14 protein-coding genes are annotated in these 18,243 nt (G+C 54.7%); 2 read left to right on the top strand and 12 right to left on the bottom strand.

Annotation, left to right across the window (positions count from 1 at the left end; all coding sequences use genetic code 11):
- The first annotated feature begins 43 nt into the window (after positions 1–43).
- Entirely contained in the window at positions 44–700 is a 657-nt protein-coding gene (locus IPM31_08725; protein MBK9007067.1) for a haloacid dehalogenase-like hydrolase, read from the top strand.
- 3 nt (positions 701–703) lie between these two features.
- Here IPM31_08725 and IPM31_08720 read toward each other — a convergent pair whose 3' ends face one another.
- From IPM31_08720 to IPM31_08685, 8 genes are all read right to left on the bottom strand, one after another.
- The gene (locus IPM31_08720; GenBank protein ID MBK9007066.1) at positions 704–1,036 is read right to left on the bottom strand and encodes a multidrug efflux SMR transporter; all 333 of its coding nucleotides are present in this window, start codon (positions 1,034–1,036) and stop codon (positions 704–706) included.
- A gap of 318 nt (positions 1,037–1,354) precedes the next feature.
- Positions 1,355–4,057, bottom strand: coding sequence for a phosphoenolpyruvate carboxylase (ppc, locus tag IPM31_08715; protein MBK9007065.1), 2,703 nt, complete (start codon positions 4,055–4,057; stop codon positions 1,355–1,357).
- A 126-nt stretch (positions 4,058–4,183) separates the two neighbouring features.
- Positions 4,184–4,858, bottom strand: coding sequence for a respiratory nitrate reductase subunit gamma (gene narI / locus IPM31_08710; GenBank protein MBK9007064.1), 675 nt, complete (start codon positions 4,856–4,858; stop codon positions 4,184–4,186).
- A gap of 55 nt (positions 4,859–4,913) precedes the next feature.
- Entirely contained in the window at positions 4,914–5,513 is a 600-nt protein-coding gene (locus IPM31_08705) for a molecular chaperone TorD family protein (protein ID MBK9007063.1), read from the bottom strand.
- Between the two features lies 1 nt (position 5,514).
- On the bottom strand, positions 5,515–7,017 hold the full coding sequence (gene narH / locus IPM31_08700; protein ID MBK9007062.1) for a nitrate reductase subunit beta: 1,503 nt from the start codon (positions 7,015–7,017) through the stop codon (positions 5,515–5,517).
- A gap of 124 nt (positions 7,018–7,141) precedes the next feature.
- Positions 7,142–10,774 (bottom strand): nitrate reductase subunit alpha, encoded by a 3,633-nt coding sequence (locus tag IPM31_08695; GenBank protein ID MBK9007061.1) that lies wholly within the window; start codon positions 10,772–10,774, stop codon positions 7,142–7,144.
- Positions 10,771–11,349, bottom strand: coding sequence for a c-type cytochrome (locus IPM31_08690; GenBank protein ID MBK9007060.1), 579 nt, complete (start codon positions 11,347–11,349; stop codon positions 10,771–10,773). Before IPM31_08690 ends, IPM31_08695 begins: the two co-directional genes overlap by 4 nt.
- An 18-nt stretch (positions 11,350–11,367) precedes the next feature.
- Positions 11,368–11,772: a hypothetical protein gene (locus IPM31_08685; GenBank protein MBK9007059.1), complete on the bottom strand. Its 405-nt coding sequence runs from the start codon at positions 11,770–11,772 to the stop codon at positions 11,368–11,370.
- A 520-nt stretch (positions 11,773–12,292) separates the two neighbouring features.
- Between IPM31_08685 and IPM31_08680 the strand changes: the two genes are divergently transcribed.
- Entirely contained in the window at positions 12,293–13,378 is a 1,086-nt protein-coding gene (locus IPM31_08680) for a hypothetical protein (protein MBK9007058.1), read from the top strand.
- A 39-nt stretch (positions 13,379–13,417) separates the two neighbouring features.
- On the opposite strand, the gene IPM31_08675 is transcribed toward IPM31_08680, so the two are convergent.
- The 4 genes from IPM31_08675 to IPM31_08660 form a co-directional block, all read right to left on the bottom strand.
- Positions 13,418–14,065: a response regulator transcription factor gene (locus IPM31_08675; GenBank protein ID MBK9007057.1), complete on the bottom strand. Its 648-nt coding sequence runs from the start codon at positions 14,063–14,065 to the stop codon at positions 13,418–13,420.
- Between the two features lie 90 nt (positions 14,066–14,155).
- Positions 14,156–15,685 carry a GAF domain-containing protein gene (locus IPM31_08670; protein MBK9007056.1) on the bottom strand — a complete coding sequence of 510 codons (1,530 nt, stop codon included), beginning with the start codon at positions 15,683–15,685 and terminating at the stop codon, positions 14,156–14,158.
- Positions 15,686–16,005: 320 nt separating this feature from the next.
- Positions 16,006–16,959, bottom strand: coding sequence for an alpha/beta hydrolase (locus IPM31_08665; GenBank protein MBK9007055.1), 954 nt, complete (start codon positions 16,957–16,959; stop codon positions 16,006–16,008).
- 109 nt (positions 16,960–17,068) lie between these two features.
- Positions 17,069–18,187, bottom strand: coding sequence for a hypothetical protein (locus IPM31_08660; GenBank protein ID MBK9007054.1), 1,119 nt, complete (start codon positions 18,185–18,187; stop codon positions 17,069–17,071).
- Positions 18,188–18,243: the final 56 nt, after the last annotated feature.

The raw sequence follows: 18,243 nt of genomic DNA, 5'->3' as shown, positions 1-18,243 counted from the left end.
TATCATTTCGCGAGTGCTATAATATTCGCAAAGAGGAGCAACGATGATCGTCATTTCAGACATGATGGGAACATTGACCACAGGCTCGCCGTTTTTGGGTCTGGTGGATTGGGTGAAACATAACCAAAGCAAATGGCGCGCGCGGTTTTACATGGCGCGAGTGATGCCAGCCTACGTGCTTGCAAAAAATGGGTTGATCGATTGGCAGGAGTGGGGACAAAAATTGATGATCGAGAGTCTCGCGTACATCAAAAATGCCGATGAAGCAACACTCGCGCGCGCCTCGGAATGGACTGTGGAACACAACTTATGGAAGAAACGCCGCGAAGATGTGGTGGCGCGATTGGTCAAGCATCGTGAAGATGGCGCGCAAGTGTACATCGCCAGCAGTTCTGTGGAGCCGTTCATCGCTCCATTCGCAAAACGGATCGGCGCAAATGTGATCGGCACGCCTGTAAAAATTGTCAATGGACGGGTGATGTTAGCGGGAGAATTGGTCGCCAGCCAGAATAAGATTCAACAAGTGTTGTCCCGTCTCGACATACAGCGCGTGGACTTTGCCTACGGCGACACCGAACAGGATATTCCCCTGCTCGAACATGCCGATCATCCTGTGGCGGTGTACCCCGATAAAAATTTGAAACAAGTCGCTTTGCAACGAGGGTGGGAAATTATCGGAGATACGCCAAAGTATGGATGAGGATCAATGCGCGGGAGATTTGGAAATCGCGTTGATGAAAACGATACCTGCAATGATCAGGACGATCCCGACCACTCGCGCCCAATCCAGAGTTTCGCGCCAGATGACCATCCCTGCAATGACGGTGAGAATCAGCCCCACGCCAGACCAGATCGCATACGCCACCCCGATGGGCATCGCTTTCAATGCCAGCGACAGCAGATAGAAAGACGCGCCATAACCGATCACAACCACAACGCTGGGGATGGGTTTGGTGAATCCGTTCGAGAGTTTTAGGGCAACTGTGCCGATCACCTCGGAGAGAATGGCAAAAAAGAGGATGATGAAAGTTTGCATGGGGAGGTCCTTTGCGAAGCAGGAGTCTCTCGATTGTACACTGCGTACTAAGAGAGTGTTTCTTAAGTCTTAAACCTTGATCTTTTGTACACGGATTTCACGGAATACACGGAAAAAAGGCGGCTCTTTTAAAGATTCTTTCCGTGAAAATCAGTGAAATCCGTGGCGTCCGTGTCGAAAAAAGAAGTTAAGAAACAGTCTCTGAGTCAGGACTTATGCAGTTGGCGGGCAGTTGTACTGCCGCCGCCGCAGTGCAACTACGGCGCAACAGGTTCAACTGCGTAAGTCCTAGAGTGTTGAAACGGGCGGGGGAATTCTTTACCCCGTATTCCTCAACCCCGCCGCAATCCCGTTGATGGTCAACGCCATCACCTCTCGCAGTGACTTTGCCTCTTCGCCATCCTGATCGGACAAAGCCCGCAAGCGGCGCAGAGTTTCCACTTGGATGTAGTTCAACGGATCCACATAAGGGTTGCGGAGTTGAATGGCTTGCTGAGTGACGGGTTCCGCCTCGAGCAGAGCGCCATGCCCGCTGACGGCAAGGACCGTCTCGCGCGTCCGCTCATACTCCGCGCGAATAGAATCGAAGACTTCATGCGCCAATTTCTTATCAGGCACAAGACTCACATACAAAGCGGAAATATCCATATCGGCTTTGAGCAGAGACATCTCTGAATTATTGAGCAGGGTGCGGAAAAACGCCCAGCCATCGTACATTTCTTTGAGCAAGCCCATCTCCTTGATGGAAGCAAGTCCCGCGCCGAGGCTGTACCAGCTCGGCAAGTTAAAGCGGCTCTGCATCCACGAGAACACCCACGGAATCGCGCGGATCTGATTGACCGCGCCCAACTTCGCCCGCGATGCGGGACGCGAACCGATCTGCAATCGTTTGATCTCGTCGAGCGGCGTTGCCGATTCCCAAAATTCAATGAAGCCACCCGTTTCATACACCAGGGCGCGATACGCGCGCTTCGCGGTCTTCGACATGTCATCGAGCGCGTTCCGCCATTGCGCTGGGATCGCTTCTTCTTTTTGCGGCGCTGAAGCAAGGAGGACCGCGTTCGCGATCTGCTCAAGATGACGATGCGCCAGATCGGGGTTGGCGTAACGCGAGGCGATGATCTCGCCCTGTTCCGTGACTCGAAAACGCCCGTTGATGCTCCCCGCAGGCTGGGCGCGGATGGCATGGTTCGCGGGTCCGCCGCCGCGCGCAATCGTCCCGCCGCGACCGTGAAAGATGGTGAGTTTTACTCCGTGTTTCTTCGCGGCGCGCGTGATTTCCTCCTGCGCTCGATACAACGACCAATTCGCCATCAGGTAGCCGCCGTCTTTGTTGCTGTCGGAATAACCGATCATCACCATCTGTTCGTCGCCACGAGATTTCAAATGCGCTCGATAGACCTTCGAAGTAAAAAGAAGTTCCAGAATACTCGCAGCGTCTTGAAGGTCTTGAATCGATTCGAACAGCGGGACGATCTGCGGGATCGTTTTACATCCCGCCCATTTTGCAAGCAGAAGCGCGGTGAACACGTCCGCCGCCGAATGCGTCATCGAAATGACGATGGGACCGAGCAACGCGTCCCCGTACACCTCGCCCGTCCGCCCGATCAGCTGAAAGAACGACCAGGTCTCCGCAGTGGCGGCAGTGACGCCCGGTCGATTCGAAAGATTCGGGATCGGGTCGTTCAAGAGTCGAATGAGCAGAATCTCGCGCTCCTTCGACGGAAGACGCTCGAAATCGCTTTCGAGATTCAATGCGCGCAAAATTTCGCTCAGCGCGGCGTTCAAACGACTCGAGTCTTCGCGGATGTCGAGCCGCGCGGTATGCAAACCAAAGACCTTTATTTTTTGCAGCGCCGTTTTCAATTCATCGCGAGCAATATGGGAAGGGAGCGCGGAGGCGATCAATTCCAGCGGCTCGAGCAGGCGACCCGCATCCATGCGCGCGCGATGCGAATACTGCCCGAGCAGATGCGCCTTCATATCTTCATGCGAGGCTTCCGCGAGATCGTCCGCCAACAACGCGAGAATAAGACGATACGGCTCGGTAGCATAACGCTGTTCGATATACGCCACATGCGGAGGGAACGGTCTCTGCCGTTCGATCCATTCCAATAATGCGGGCGGCGGCGGAATACGATTCGAACTCACGCTCAAGCGGCGTCCCAAATCCTGAAACATGCGGCGATGATTTTCCACCGCCAACCCGCGATGCAAGCGCAACGTCTCTGCCGTCACTTCGGAAGTGACAAACGGATTCCCATCCCGGTCGCCGCCGATCCACGAAGCCAGCCTCAGCCACGCGCGCGGAACCTTCAAACCCGCATAATATTTCTCAATCGCATGGTCGAGATCGTCGTACAATTTTGGAATCGAATTCCATAAATACGCGTCCACATAATACAAGCCCGTGCGCGCCTCGTCGGTCACGGTCAACGTATCGGCGCGGGCGCGATCGGTGAGCCACAACGTCGCAATCTCGGCGTGAAGCGATTTCACAGATTCGTCCCGCTCGCGCGCGGAGATCGAATCATCATCGAGCAAATGAAGGAGTTGCGCGATCCGCTCCGTCTTCGAGAGCACCGTGCGGCGACGCGCCTCGGTCGGGTGCGCCGTCAACACCAACTCGATGGATAACTCCTCAAGCAAAGCGGACATCTGCTCGCGCGTCACTCCACTTTCTTTCAGGATGCCCACCGCTTCACCCACCGACTCCGGAACTGGTTCGGGATAGGAAGCCTCTTCACGCTGACGAAGCGCCCGCACGCGCTGATTCTCCTCGGCGAGATTCACAAGGTCGAAATACGCGGCAAACGCGGAGGCGATCACGCGCGCGCCTTCGCTCGGCAGGGCAGAGACCTCTTTCGACAGCCCCTCCGCCGCAACGGCATCTCCGCCTCGCCGCGCCTTCGCCAGCGCGCGGATGCGCTCTTCGGTCTCGAAGATCGCGGGCGACTCAAGCTCGGAGATCACCTTACCGAGCAAATCTCCCAACAGATGAATATTTTGCGAAAGGTCCATTCTGCAAGCAAGTATAACAAAGCAAGAAGGACTCGCTGGCGAGTCCTTCTTGCTGATTAACTCTTCAAGAACTTGACGACCTGTTCGTGAATCTCTTTTGACTGCAACGCGCCGTTCGTGGCGACCCTAGACAACTTTTCTTCGCGTCCAAATCACCAGTTGGAAATTCCGCCATGCATACGAGAGCGGGAAGGTTACGATGTGCACCAATCGGCTGAAGGGCATAAGCGCGAACAACAGGAAGCCCGTGAGGAAGTGAACTTTGTGCGCCAAAGGTAACGCCGTGACGAATTGCGGCGCGGGCTGGAATAACGCCAGCGAGTCCATCCAGGGTGTGGCGGTAAAAATAAACCAGGCGGCGCCCCAGCGATAGACAAAGGCAAGGATCAATCCGAAGAACACCTGCGCAAACAACAAACTTAAAATGACCCAATCCACAGGCGTGGTGATGGCGCGGATCTTCGATGAGGTCAGCCGCCGATAGAGCAGGATGCCCGCGCCGACCAATGCCATGATGCCGAGAATTTTCCCAGCTAACTCGGAGAGGTACAACAATTCAGGCGTGCCATGCGCCATCGCCATCACTTTGGGGATGGTAAACCCCGCAATGTGAATGAGCGTGGTCGGCAGAATGCCATAATGCCAGAGCGTGGAGCCCCAGAACTGCAACTCGTTTTCGAGGAACTGCGACGACAAACTGGTGAACGAATATTGATTCGTCAGGTAACGATAGATCGTGCCGACGATTCCGATGGCGAGCGCCACATAGGGGAAAACGACGAAGAGCAGAATATCAGTCATGGCTCAATTCCTTTTCTAACTTGTTGACAGCAAACAATTAGTACTTCACGAAAGTTCAGGCGACAGTTCGATTTGCTTGGCAAATCGTGTCGCCTGTCTCGACGCAGTGCAACTGCGTCGAGAACTTGCTTTCGACAACAAACAAATTCAGCGCAGTGAGCAATCCGAAGTATGGATTCTCCGACCCCTCGCCAAAGACCTTGAGCATTTTTTCCAACGAGGGCAGTACGCCGTCGCTGAGCAAGGCTTGCGAGAACTCGCTGTAACGATTCTCCGAATCGAAACCGATGAAGCGCAGGATCACCGCAAGATTGTCGGGTAATTCCTGTTCAGCCGAATAACCAATGCCGTGATAGGCTTCGTTCAATTGCGCCATGAACGCGCCGCGTTTGTAACTCTCGCCGTACAAGTGAAACCCAACATACGGATAACAAACAGGTTGCATATCGAAAGTCGTTGTGAATAACTCCTGCATCCGTTGCAAAGAATTTTCCTCGATGAAGTTGGCAAACCTCTGCAAGCTCTCTGCGGCTTCGGGATTGATCGTCCTCATCAAGTCCAAACATCGTCCAGCCTCATGCCCAAAATCCGAAGCGGGATATTCCAACAGCGCGGCGAACGAGTCGAACAACGAGGCGGTTGTATCTTTGTACATACTACAGCCCTCTCTGCGGAGCCTGCCGCCTGCCGAAGCCCGTCTCTGCTTTGCGTTGTTGCGGATCGTACACTTCTTCGATGTCGCCTTCGCGGCTGTACGGCGGGATGACGAACCGATCTTGATACGTGGGGATGGACGTCAGGCGATAGATCGCCTCCGCTTCTTCCGCGCCCATGCCTGCTTTTTCCAGCGCCGCATTTGCTTCCTCTTCGGTCACATCGCCGACGGTCTCATGCCGCTTGTAAATGCGGACAGCGATCATCTTGCGATAGGCTTTGATGACGAGTTCATCGTTGCCAGCCGAAAGCGTGCGCGACATGTAACGCACTGGCACGCGGGCTTTCTCCAGCGAGGAGAACAAGTCCGTTTCGACGCGTTGCGTTCCATTTTCCTGAGTCGCATTGAGGACGGGCAGAAGCGGCGGGACATAGAACAACATCGGCAGTGTGCGATATTCGGGATGCAGGGGCAGAGCCAACTCCCATTCTTTGACGTAGCGATAGACGGGGGAATTTTGCGCCGCTGCGATCACGCCGTCGGGGACGCCGCTTTCTTTCGCCGCCGCGACAACTTTCGGGTCGAACGGATCGAGGATCATCTCCCGCTGACGCTGAACGAGCTGGTCGTCTGGCACTTTGAGCGCGTCGGGGATTTGATCCGCATCATATAGAAGCACGCCCAAATAGCGGATGCGTCCAACGCATGAATGGAAGCAGGCGGGGGCTTGTCCCGTTTCGAGGCGCGGGTAGCACAGGATACATTTTTCCGATTTGCCCGTTGACCAGTTGTAGTATGTTTTCTTGTACGGGCAGGCAGAGACGCACATACGCCAGCCGCGGCATTTATCCTGATTGATCAGCACCACGCCGTCTTCGGCGCGTTTGTAAATTGCGCCCGATGGACATGCGCCGACGCAAGCCGCATTCAAACAATGGTTGCAGATGCGCGGCATGTAGAAGTAAAAAAGTTGTTCGATGGAAAATAGACGTTGGCGATCTTCGGGATTCATATCTGCCAGCAACGGGTCTTTCACCGCGTAGATGTTCGAGCCGCCGAGGTCGTCATCCCAGTTGGGACCTGCCTTGATGTCAATCGGGTTGCCGTCTACACGCGAGATGGGACGCGCAGTCGGCTGGTCGGGACCGAGCGGCGAGTTGAACAGGTCGTTGTAGTTGTACGTCCACGGTTCGTAGTAATCGTCCATGGTGGGCATGGCGGGGTTCGAGAATAAATTCGCAAACGTCTGCAAACGGTTCTGGAGTTTTAACTTCAACTCGGGGTTCTTGGGCTTTTGATCGAGTTCCCAGCCGCCGTGATATTTTTCCTGATCTTCCCATTGGGTCGGGAAGCCAACGCCAGGTTTGGTCTCGACGTTGTTCCACCACATGTACTCCGCGCCTGGGCGGTCTGTCCAAATATTTTTGCAGGCGATACTGCACGTGTGACAGCCGATACATTTATCGAGATGGAAGACCATTGAAACTTGTGATCGTACTTTCATAATTTCACATCCTTTTCTAAAAAACCTGACAGGTTTCCACGATAGATTGACAAATTGTGTACCTTGTCAGCGCAATCGTTTTGACAGGGTGAATACCTGCTAAAACCTGTCAGGTTTATATCTATTAGAACTCTGGCTCGCCAGGCAACTTGCGCACCAGGATAAACGTGTCGCGGTTGACACCCGTCGGACCCCAGTAATTGAATCCGTAGGTGAATTGACCATAGCCGCCGACCATCAACATGGATTTGAGGCGGATGCGCGTGGGACTGTTGTGTCCGCCCGCGCGTTTGTTGCCGCGCATCGGAGACTTGGGGACGCTCACGGTCCGTTCGGGCGCGTGGTAGATGATGCAGATTCCCGAAGGGATGCGCGCGCTGACGATGGCGCGTGTGACGGTCGTGCCGTGATCGTTGTATGCCTCCACCCAGTCGTTATCCACGATGCCGATCTCTTTCGCATCCTTTTCGCTGATCCACAGCGGTTCGAGTCCGCGTGAGAGGGTCAACATGCGGTCGTTGTCGAAATAGTTCGAGTGGATATGCCACTTGGCATGAGGCGTGAGGTAGTTCAACTGCACGGTCTTGCCTTCTTTATGACTCTTATCCAAATCGCCAAACGCCAAATAATCGGGTCGCGGCTTGTAGGTGGGCAGGTGTTCGCCGTGCGCCAGATATCCTTCGTGATCGAGATAAAAATGCTGGCGACCCGTGAGCGTGCGCCACGGGACGAGTCGGTCCACGTTGAGAGTGTATGCCGAATACGGTCGTCCGTCGCTGACGATGCCCGACCAGATGGGACTGTTGAGTAATCGTCGCGGCTGTTGAGTCAAGTCATTGAACGAGACACGCGATGCGCGCGTCGGTTCGGCGAGGTCGGTGAGTTTGAGTCCCATGCGTTCTTCTTCGGCTTGGAAGGCTCGATACGCCACTTCGCCGTTCGTTTCGGGTGCGAGATGCAAAATGATATTCGCCGCATCGCGCGCCGCTTCCAATGACGGATACTTCTGACCGTTCCAAGTTGTCGTCGGCTTGTTATCCAACAATTCTTGATACAAGTCATCCGCCGCCCAATGGATGCCGTGAATGGCGAGTCCTTCTTTTTGCAGTTTGGGTCCGAGTGAAATGAAGCGCTTGCCCAAGTTGACGTAATCACGCTCGGTCACGACGAAGTTCGGCATGGTCACGCCAGGGATGGGTTCGCACTCGCCTTTGCCCCAGTCACGGATGTGCGGCTGCGCCATCTCAGCGGGCGTGTCGTGTTGAAGCGGCATCGCAACCAAGTCACGCACGGGTTCGGGCAAATGAGTCTGCGCCAACTCGCTGACCTTGCCCGCCAGAATTTTGAAGATGTCCCAATCCGTTTTCGATTCCCATGAGGGCGGCACCGCGGCAGACAACGGATGAATGAACGAGTGCATGTCGGTCGTGTTCAAGTCATCTTTTTCATACCAACTCGCTGTCGGCAGAACAATATCCGAATACAACGCCGATGTGTCCATGCGGAAGTTGATGTCTACGACGAGATCAAATTTTCCTTCGGGCGCGTCCTCGCGGTACGTCACTTCTTTGAAAGCACTTTTATCCACTTCCTCCGAAATGAGTTGGTTGTGCGTGCCGAGATAATGCTTGAAGAAATATTCCTGTCCCTTCGCGCTGGCGTTCAACGCATTGCCGCGCCAGATGAACCACAAGCGGGGCCAATTTTCAGGAGCATCAGGATCCTGTACGGCGAACTTAAGTTCGCCCGACTTCAATTGCTCCACCACCCATTGACGAATTTCCGCATCCGACTTCGCCCCAGCCTGCTCCGCTTTTCTGACAATTTCCAGCGAACTGACGTTGAACTGCGGATACGACGGAAGCCATCCCATGCGCACCGCGCGGACTTGCGCATCGAGCGTGTGCTCTTGAGTCATGCCGCGGTGAGATTCGGACTCGGGTCGAGAAACAGGTTGAGGGTCCGTAAAGAGGCGTTCGTATCTCCATTGATCGCTGTTCACATAATGGAATGACGGCGAGTTCATTTGTCGCGGCGGCTTCTGCCAATCCAATGCGAAAGCGATCGAAGCCCACGGCGCCATGGGCGCGAGTTTTTCCTGACCGACGTAGTGATTCAATCCGCCGCCGTTGCGACCCACGCAACCCGTGAGCATCAACGCGCCGATGCACGCGCGATAAATTAAATTGTTGTGATACCAATGATTGACGCCCGCGCCGATGATGACCGTGCATTTGCCTTCGGTCTTGAGGGCGGTCGTCGCCCACTCGCGCGCAAATTGAATGACGGTTTGGCGATCAATGCCTGTGTAGCGTTCCTGCCATGCGGGCGTGTACGATAAATTTTCATCGTCGTAGTCGGCGGGATAATCGCCTTCGAGTCCGCGACCCACGCCGTATTGCGCCATCAACAGATCGTAGATCGTGACGACCGCCTTTTTGCCGCTGGTGGTTTCGATGTAGCGCACGGGCATGTTGCGTTGAAACGTTTTGCCTTCGCCAAACTCCGCAAACGAAACAGAGAGTTGCTCGCTCGCTTCGCTGAAGAACGTAAGTTGCGGACGAATCTCGCTTCCATCCAAGCCGTCTTTCGGTTCCAGATTCCATTGTCCCTTTTGTTGTTGCCAACGGAATCCCAAACTTCCTTGCGGCATACGCGGCGCGTCGCTGATCTCATCCCACACCAAAAATTTCCACTCGCCGTTTTCCACAGCGCGGGTGCGTTCCACATGCGCGGCGCGGATCATTTGCCCAGGCACATACTTGCCGTCCACTTCGTTGAGTTCAACAAGGAACGGCGCATCGGAATACTGTCGCAGATAATTTAAAAAGTAGGGAGTCGGGTTTTTATAGTGGAACTCGTTCATGATGACGTGATTGACCGCCATCCAAAACGCGCCGTCCTGCCCCGCATGGATCGGAACCCACCAATCGGCATACTTCGCCACCTGGCTGAAGTCGGGCGCAAACACAACCAGCTTCGTCCCATTATGTCGCGCCTCCGCCGCAAAATGCACATCGGGCGTGCGCGTCATGCTCATGTTCGATCCCACCGACGCGATGAACTTCGAGTTATACCAATCGGCGCTTTCTGCCACGTCCGTTTGTTCGCCCCACACTTCGGGGCTGGCTGGCGGCAGGTCGCTGTACCAATCGTAAAAACTCATGCTCACGCCGCCGAGCATTTGCATGAAGCGGCTCCCGCCCGCATAACTCAACATGGACATCGCGGGGATCGGCGAAAATCCGATGATGCGGTCGGGTCCATATTTTTTGATCGTGTAAATCGTTGAAGCGGCGATGACTTCCAACGCTTCTTCCCACTTGACGCGGCGGAATCCACCTTTGCCGCGCGCCTGATGAAAGGACTTGCGTCCCGCTTCATTCTCAACGACGGCTGTCCACGCTTCGACGGGATCTTTGTGCTCCGCTTTAGCTTTTTCCCACAAGTCCAGCAACACGCCGCGCATGTACGGATACTTGAGTCGGATCGGGCTGTACTGATACCACGAGAACGAAATCCCACGCTGACATCCGCGCGGCTCGTACGGCGGGATATCCGCTTTCAAGATGGGATAATCCAACGCTTGCATCTCCCATGTGACGATGCCGTCTTTCACATAGATCATCCACGAGCAACTGCCCGTGCAGTTCACGCCGTGCGTGCTTCGTACCACACGATCATGCTGCCAGCGGTTGCGATAAAACTCCTCCCACTGCCGCGCTTGCGGGTTCGATATTTCTTTGATCCAGTTCATAACAACTCCTTTTCCGCTTCCTTCACCATCGCCGCGCGGATTCTCCGCAGGCGATTGCGATATACAAATCCGATTACGATTGCCGCGCCGATGGTTGCGAGAATGCTGATTCCCAGCACCAATAACTCTTTATCTTCCTGCGGTTCGCCAGCGGATGATTTCATAAAAGCGATCAGATCCGCCTGCTCGTTTTCGGTGAGGGGATGTTGGGTGTAGATGGGTTCCATCACGGGTGATTTGGTCCAGCGATTATTGGAGAGTACCGAAGCAAGTTCAATATCGCTTCGTTCGCTGGATACATTGGTCAGGTCGGGTCCCAAAGCCCCGCCGCCGAGGAGCCCATATTCGCCCAAGTTATGACACCCCATGCAGGGAGGTCCCTCGTTCTCAAAATGAGCGTAGCCCATGAACAACTTCTGCCCGTTTTCGATATCCCCTTCCGCAATGGCTTGCACCGACGCTGGTTGCGGGGGCTCAGGTTGAGATAGGGGAACGCACCCGAAAAGTAACGCTACAAAGATCGAAATGACCGCGAGGGATATTGGGTTCACAAATTTATCGCTTCTGCTATTCATGGGTTCACTCACTCCTGACTATTTTTCTCGATCCACAGACTTGTCTGCCGCCTGGGTTCGGGCGATACAACTGTGGATCGTCTCAAGTAGGTTATCGCCGCGGGCGGGCAGGGTGTTCGTGGAAACAATTCGGAAAACATTCTCGCTCAACGCGGCGCGGATCATGGATATTTTCGGATGTTTTTCGATGATGGTCGCCATCAATTCAGCCGCTTTCTCGTTCTGAAGGCGCTCATCGGCAATGACAACGACAGACGGGCGCGCTTCAACCAGCCGCTCGAAAATGTTCTGGTCGTCCAGAGTCCACGGACCAATTAGCTCCACTTCTGCCTCCGCGCGCAGAATCGCCTCCATGCTTTCGCCGAAGAGATATTGAGAACAGAGTAACAGGACGCGCGGTTTTGAGGTCGTTGTGGATGGCATATCGGACAAAGCCTGCCTCAAGAGTACCTGAATTTACGAAGTAATCCCATCCTCCCCCGCCCCGCCTTTGGAATGAAAAAAGAGTGATTAAGAATCACTCTTTTTTATAAAAGGATTAGTTCCTCGCTCCGTATCTACACCAACCCGCCAAATCTCTGGGAAACAAGAACGGCAAAACGGAGAAATGAAAAAAAAGAACGATATCGCAACCTCCGATGCCTTCATACTCGCTAATTCCTGATCACTCTACGAAATTTCCGCTCCGGCAGGCTCAGTAACGATACTTATATTTTCGTGTTGTGCAATCTACAGTCGATACCTCACGAAAGTTCAAGCGACGTTGCGCAGTATAACTGCGTCAAGAACCTATGTTCCAGGACTTACGCGGTTGGCGGGCAGTTGTACTGCCGCCGCCGCAGTGCAACTACGGCGCAACAGGTTCAACTGCGTAACTCCTACGTTCTTGATCTACCGACAGTGTAAGAACCCCGCAAGTTCTGCCACTTGGGAGAAGCGATTTATGCACAAACTAAAAACGCATAAAGGTTTGGTTTTGATGTTCCTCCTGGCGACCATGCTTGCGTGCAATCTAGGGGAACCACAAACGACTCCCCCTCCTTCAACCCAACCGCCTGCGACAGAATTGACTGCGATTGTTGATACGGCGCCCGCTCCCCCGCCGACGGAAACCCCGATCCAGCATCAGAACATTCCCGTCTCCCTGCCTCCAGACCGCAGTAGTCACGCGGGAGATCAAGATTCCTCCGCCACTGCGAGCCAGAAAATGGCGAACGGCGGAGACCGCTTCACTTTCGAGCGATTTGAACGCCCGTTCAACGGCATGACGATGGAGACCTATTTTCCCGAGTTGGATATCACCGACACCTTCGTCTATCAAGACGACACCTGGGTGTACGGCACCATTCAGGTGGTGAATCGCTCCGCGGCAAATGAGTCGCCGTTCCGCTTCGCCATGCAGGTGGATATCACCTTGGACGGCAAAGGCGATTGGCTAATGATCGCCGACAACCCTTCCTCCACAGAGTGGACTACAGAAGGCGTGCAGGTGTACTTCGACACCAACGGCGATGTGGGTAATGCAACCCCGGTGATGACCGATAACAATGCGGCAGATGGAAACGGATTTGAAGCCCTGGTCTTCGACCAGGGAATTGGCAACGACCCGGATTCAGCCTGGGCGCGCGTATCGCCGCTGAATGCAAATATTGTCGAGTTAGCCATGAAGCGGTCGCTGATGGAAAATACGCCCGAATATATGGTCAACATGTGGACGGGGCGTAGTTGCCTGAACCCGGCTCTCTTCGATTTCAGCGACCACTATACCCATGAACAGGCTGGCGCGGCTGACCCGGAATTCCCATTCTTCTATCCGATCCAAGCCGTTTTTGAACTGGACAACACCTGCCGTATGGCGGTGGGCTTCAAGCCAACAGGCAACGAGCCGGGCTTATGCCAAACGCGCGTGCCGGCTGGACCAGCAGACCCGGCTGAACCGGGCTGTCAACTCAACGATGCCATTTGCGCCCAACAAGGACCCGGTTATTATTTCGACCCCGCGACCTGTTCGTGTTACTACTTTGGCTAATGGAATAACTTCTCCAAACGTCATCCCCTCCTGCAAACCCTACATCAACCCCTTGGTCTTCGCCACCCTTGCCGCCTCGCGCCGCGTGGACACATGCAACTTCGACAAGATATTTCGGATGTGGGTCTTGACCGTATTCAGGCTGATCGTCAACGCCTCGGCAATCTCTTTATCGGTCGCGCCCTGAGACACTTTGATCAACACCTGAAGTTCGCGTTCGGTCAAGCCATCGTCGCTTTCATACACCGCGCCATATTTGCTCATCCGTCGGAATTCCGCCAACACATGACCAGCCAGCGTCGGAGAAAGAGCCGCCTCGCCCCGCCTCGCTCCGCGCACCATTTCCAATAAATCCTGCGAACGGATTTCTTTCAACAAATAACCCTGCGCGCCGCGCTTGAGGGCTTCGAAGAGAATCTCATCGTCGCCGCGCACGGTGAGCATTACGATGATCGTTTCCGGCAGGGCGAGTTTTATTTGCTGCGCGGCTTCCACGCCGTCCATGCCGGGCATTTGCACATCCATCAGGATAAGATCGGGCTTGAGTTCCCGCGCCTTAACGAGGGCTTCGAGTCCGTCGTTTGCTTCGCCCACCACTTTCAAGTCCGGTTGCGAATTGATGATTCCAGCCAATCCCTCGCGGAAGAGGGCATGATCGTCAGCCAGCAACACTCGAGTCTGTTTCATCTTTTATCTTCTGTTTCATCTCTAAACGAATTACTCGGATGGACACGGATTGTTTATTGTTACTCCGTGAGAACCTATGCGCGAACAAATTTACGACCAGGTCAAGGTGACGCGCGTCCCGCGTCCTACCTCGGACTGGAGTTTGATTCGTCCGCCGATGTGTTTGGCGCGCGCCTGCATGATCTGCAAGCCGAAGTGCCCGCCTGGGGCAGGCTGGGAGGCGTCGAATCCTTTGCCGTCGTCTTCAATGGTCACAAAATAATTTTCATCGTGGCGACCCACCTGCACGCGGACTTGTTTTGCGTTCGCATGTCGCGCCGCATTGACCAACGCCTCGCGTGTGATGTTGTATACCTGCTCGGCGATCTGTGGAGAAGGCTCGGGCGTAGAGTCGCCATCCGCAAGCCAGACCAGTTTCAGGTCATGTTGTGAAGCGTTCTCGCTCGCCGAATCGCGCAGGCGAGTCCACAAATCCTTTTGAGCGGGCGAGTCATCCATCAGTGTGTTGATGGCGCGGCGGACATCGCTCGTGGCTTTGCCGATCGTCTCGCGGGTTTTACGCAGGCGTTCCAAAGCCACGCCTTCCTTCCCATCCGAAAGAAACTCCACAACCTGGTCGGTCATTACCCCAAGATAACTGAGCGTTTGCCCCAAGCCATCGTGCATCTCCGCGGCAACGCGGCGGCGCTCTTCCATCGTTGCCGCGCGTTCGGCTTGCGCGAACAGGCGCGCATTTTCCAGCGCAATGGCGGCCACGTTCGCCAGTTTGGTTAGCATGTTCGCAGACTCGGCGGCGAATTGATTCTGCGCGGGACTTCCCACGCACAACGCGCCGATCACGCGGTCGCCGATACGAAGCGGAGCGGCTAAATGACTCGCGCGAAATTCATCCGAGAGCATTTGACACCCGCCACGACAGCCGCCTACACCGCACATCATTGCCTGGTCGCCTTCGAGCACGGCATTGGCAAAGTCTGCGTGGGCGGGCATCGTATCGCCAATAATCGCGCGCCGCGGACCGCTGATCGCCTGGAGTTTTAACCAATGCTGGTTGGTATCCACGAGGCAAAGCGAGGCAATGTCGCCGCCGAGCATTGAACGCGCTTTTTCTGTGACAGAATCCAGGACTTGTTGAATATCGAGCCGCGATGAAATTTCACGACTGACCTCGTTGAGCGTTTCCAATTCCTGGGTGCGCTGCATCACGCGCTGTTCCAAGGTGTCAGTCCATCGGGCAAGTTCCCCTTGCGCAACGCGAAGGCGCGAGCGCATCTCATCGATTGCTTGAGATAACTCCCGCATCTCTTCCGGACCTTCAACCTGTATCGGCTCATCCAGCCGATTCTCCCCGATTCTTTTTGCCGCCGCGCCCAATGCTTCAAGCGGCTTCATCAACGAATGGCGCGTCATCCATGCCAGCACCGACAGAAGCGTCAACGCGCACAACAACAAGACGATTTGAATCACGCGAAGATAATTCACCGCTTGCGTCGCGTCATCAAACTCTTGTTGCGAGGCTACAATCATCGCTTCTCGCGCGGCAATACCGACAGAGGCGAGCACGAGCAGAACAAGCGCAACGAACAGAATAACAAGTTGAACATGCAGGCGTTTTAGCATAGGATGATGCGATTATAACATTTTGCCGGATGAGGCGATCCCATAGGGAGCGTAGGGTAATCGCATTTGAAAATCTCGAGACTCAAAACACGGTGTTTTGCCTTCGAATCCGCTAATCTGCGCGAATTTTTCCGAGAAAGGTTAGCGTGAATTCGTGAGGATTAGCGGACAAAAAATCCAAATGCGATTACCCTAATAGGGAGCGCCCGATCGAGAAAATAAAAAACCATTCTTCGCCACAGAGAACGCAGAGTTCGTTGAGAAAAAATCTCAAGGTTCTCTGCGCGCTCTGTCGTCTCGCACCGTCGTGCCTGCGGCATCTATTCCCTCAACGCGTCCTCAAAAAATGCCACAATCATCTGTGAAATCTCCTCGCGCGAAGGGCTGATCTCTCCGCTCACAGGCTTGAAGCCATGTCCCGCATTGGCAACCGGCACAAGTTCCGCTTGCACGCCCGCCGCTTGCAACTTGGCGAGCAGGTCCTCCGATTGCGCGATCGGCACGAGCGCATCCTCTTCGCCATGCAAAATCAAAAACGGAGGGTCGTCGGCGCTCACATACGTCACTGGGCTGGCGAGGGCGAGGTCAAAATCGCCGAACGCGCGTCGGACGGTTTCGCCGCCGCCTTCAAAATCAACCGTCAAATCGGCAGGACCGAACATATCCACCACCGCCTGCACGCGGCTGGAATATTCCAAATACTCGCCCACATCGAAGCCCGCGCTTTCATCGGTTGTGCCGAGCATGGCAACCAAATGCCCGCCCGCGCTTCCGCCATACACGCCGATGCGATTCGGGTCGAGGTTGTACTCGTCGGCATGGGCGCGCAACGAACGCACGGCGCACTTCACATCTTCGATCATCGCGGGGAATTCATATTCAGGCGCAAGACGATAATTCACCGACACGACCAGAAAGCCAGCCTGCTGTAACGCGGGAATATCCGCCGCGCCTGCGCCTTTTGCCTTATCGCCCGAACTCCACCCGCCGCCATGCACATACATCGCAACGGCAAAGCGCCCATGCTCTTCAAACGGATAATACACATCCATCTTCAACGCGACTCCATCCACCGTGCAATACGTGACGTCGCTTTCGACTGTGCCAAGTTTGGATGAGTCAAATGTACTGGATGAAGTTCCCGCTTCGTTTTCAGCGGGGAGGCTGGTCGCTGTTTCGGCAGGCTGAGTCGCCGCCGACGGCTGACTCTGACTCGCACTGCACGCCAACGAGACGACAACCAATAGTGTGATGAATAAAGTTAATCGTTTCATTTTTTCCTTTTGTACCGCAAAATTTATTTTGCGCCTCATGCGCAAAGCGAACTTTTTGTACCGCAAAATTTATTTTGCACTTCATGCGCAAAGTGAACTTTGCGGCACATTACTTCGCCATCTTCAAAATATCCTCCGACGTGACCACCGTCAGATGCGCGGCGGCGTAGGCAACCAGCTCTTCATATGCGGCGAAGATGGCGGCTTGGTCTGCCTCTGTCCGCAGCGTGGATGGGTCGGACTCGGACAGGTTATACGGCGGCGAGAGCGGATCGCCTTTCTTCACGCCGTTCATGTCGTAGTAAAACGATTTCCAGCCTTCGGGTCCACTGCGATAGAAGTTGTTTTCGTGAATCAATGCGGTGATGAATGGCGCGCGGCTTGGGGACAAATTGGAAGTTTGTCGTACCCATTCGGCGAGTCGATCATGCAACATCTTTGTCGGGTTGTATTTCGCCGCGTCGGGACTCGTCACGAAGTTCCACCAGAATCTGTCGCTATCGTCCACCGAGGTGACGCGCGTCACGCTGAAGTCGCTGGGGCGCACGAGCAGTCCGTTGACGAATTCAAACGGCTGTTCGAGTGTTGTGCCTTCCTCGTGATACAGCAAGGTCATCTGCGCGCCGAGCGAGGCATAGACTTTCTGCGCCGCGTCTTTGAGTTTGCCGCTGTTGGGCGCGGGTGCGACGATGGGATTGCGCCCAAAGACTTGCGCCACGTAGGCATACCCGCCAGGCTGTGATCTATCGAGTTCGCCTGTTTCGAGATTCAAGGCATAGGTTTCGTAATCGAGCAGGGTTTGATACAACGCATCGTCGCTCAATCCATCCAAACGCGAGTCGAATCCTGTGTACAGCGGGTGCGGCGGGCGGACGTGGTAACTGATGGTCATGTTCGAGTTTTTGAGGCGCTCGATCACTTCGGGATGATTCTCCGCCAGCGCGCGGGTGACTTCGGCGGTGAAGTAGAAATCTCCGCGCGCGTTGTATTTCTCGAAGAGGTCAACGAGTTGTAAGAGGGTGTCGGCGCTTTCGTCGGCGTGAACCCAATCATGGACGTTGATGATGAAGGAGATGTAGGCGGGGGTTTCAAGTTTCAGGTGCGAGGTGTCAAGTGGGGAATCGGTTGGGGAAACTGAATCAGGTTGAGGCGGAGAAAGAGGCGTCGTTGGGGCGCAGGCAAAAGCAAGAAGGGAGAGCAAGGTCAGGGCGAGGAAAATCTTTTTCATGTGGAATTCCTTCGTACGGCAAATTTCAATTTGCCATTGCAAGGCGCAAAATAAAT

Source organism: Candidatus Defluviilinea gracilis (assembly GCA_016716235.1).
Classification (GTDB): domain Bacteria; phylum Chloroflexota; class Anaerolineae; order Anaerolineales; family Villigracilaceae; genus Defluviilinea; species Defluviilinea gracilis.
The sequence above is the reverse complement of the archived record's forward strand: the minus strand, read 5'-3'. Positions and strand labels throughout refer to the sequence as shown.

What these genes read in the sequence shown, in the direction of transcription:
- IPM31_08680 (MBK9007058.1), top strand. Translation starts at nt 12,293, where the DNA reads ATGCACAAACTAAAAACGCATAAAGGTTTGGTTTTGATGTTCCTCCTG.
- narI (MBK9007064.1), bottom strand. Translation starts at nt 4,858, where the DNA reads ATGACTGATATTCTGCTCTTCGTCGTTTTCCCCTATGTGGCGCTCGCC.
- IPM31_08675 (MBK9007057.1), bottom strand. Translation starts at nt 14,065, where the DNA reads ATGAAACAGACTCGAGTGTTGCTGGCTGACGATCATGCCCTCTTCCGC.
- IPM31_08685 (MBK9007059.1), bottom strand. Translation starts at nt 11,772, where the DNA reads ATGCCATCCACAACGACCTCAAAACCGCGCGTCCTGTTACTCTGTTCT.
- IPM31_08660 (MBK9007054.1), bottom strand. Translation starts at nt 18,187, where the DNA reads ATGAAAAAGATTTTCCTCGCCCTGACCTTGCTCTCCCTTCTTGCTTTT.
- IPM31_08690 (MBK9007060.1), bottom strand. Translation starts at nt 11,349, where the DNA reads ATGAATAGCAGAAGCGATAAATTTGTGAACCCAATATCCCTCGCGGTC.
- narH (MBK9007062.1), bottom strand. Translation starts at nt 7,017, where the DNA reads ATGAAAGTACGATCACAAGTTTCAATGGTCTTCCATCTCGATAAATGT.
- IPM31_08695 (MBK9007061.1), bottom strand. Translation starts at nt 10,774, where the DNA reads ATGAACTGGATCAAAGAAATATCGAACCCGCAAGCGCGGCAGTGGGAG.
- IPM31_08725 (MBK9007067.1), top strand. Translation starts at nt 44, where the DNA reads ATGATCGTCATTTCAGACATGATGGGAACATTGACCACAGGCTCGCCG.
- IPM31_08705 (MBK9007063.1), bottom strand. Translation starts at nt 5,513, where the DNA reads ATGTACAAAGATACAACCGCCTCGTTGTTCGACTCGTTCGCCGCGCTG.
- IPM31_08670 (MBK9007056.1), bottom strand. Translation starts at nt 15,685, where the DNA reads ATGCTAAAACGCCTGCATGTTCAACTTGTTATTCTGTTCGTTGCGCTT.
- ppc (MBK9007065.1), bottom strand. Translation starts at nt 4,057, where the DNA reads ATGGACCTTTCGCAAAATATTCATCTGTTGGGAGATTTGCTCGGTAAG.
- IPM31_08720 (MBK9007066.1), bottom strand. Translation starts at nt 1,036, where the DNA reads ATGCAAACTTTCATCATCCTCTTTTTTGCCATTCTCTCCGAGGTGATC.
- IPM31_08665 (MBK9007055.1), bottom strand. Translation starts at nt 16,959, where the DNA reads ATGAAACGATTAACTTTATTCATCACACTATTGGTTGTCGTCTCGTTG.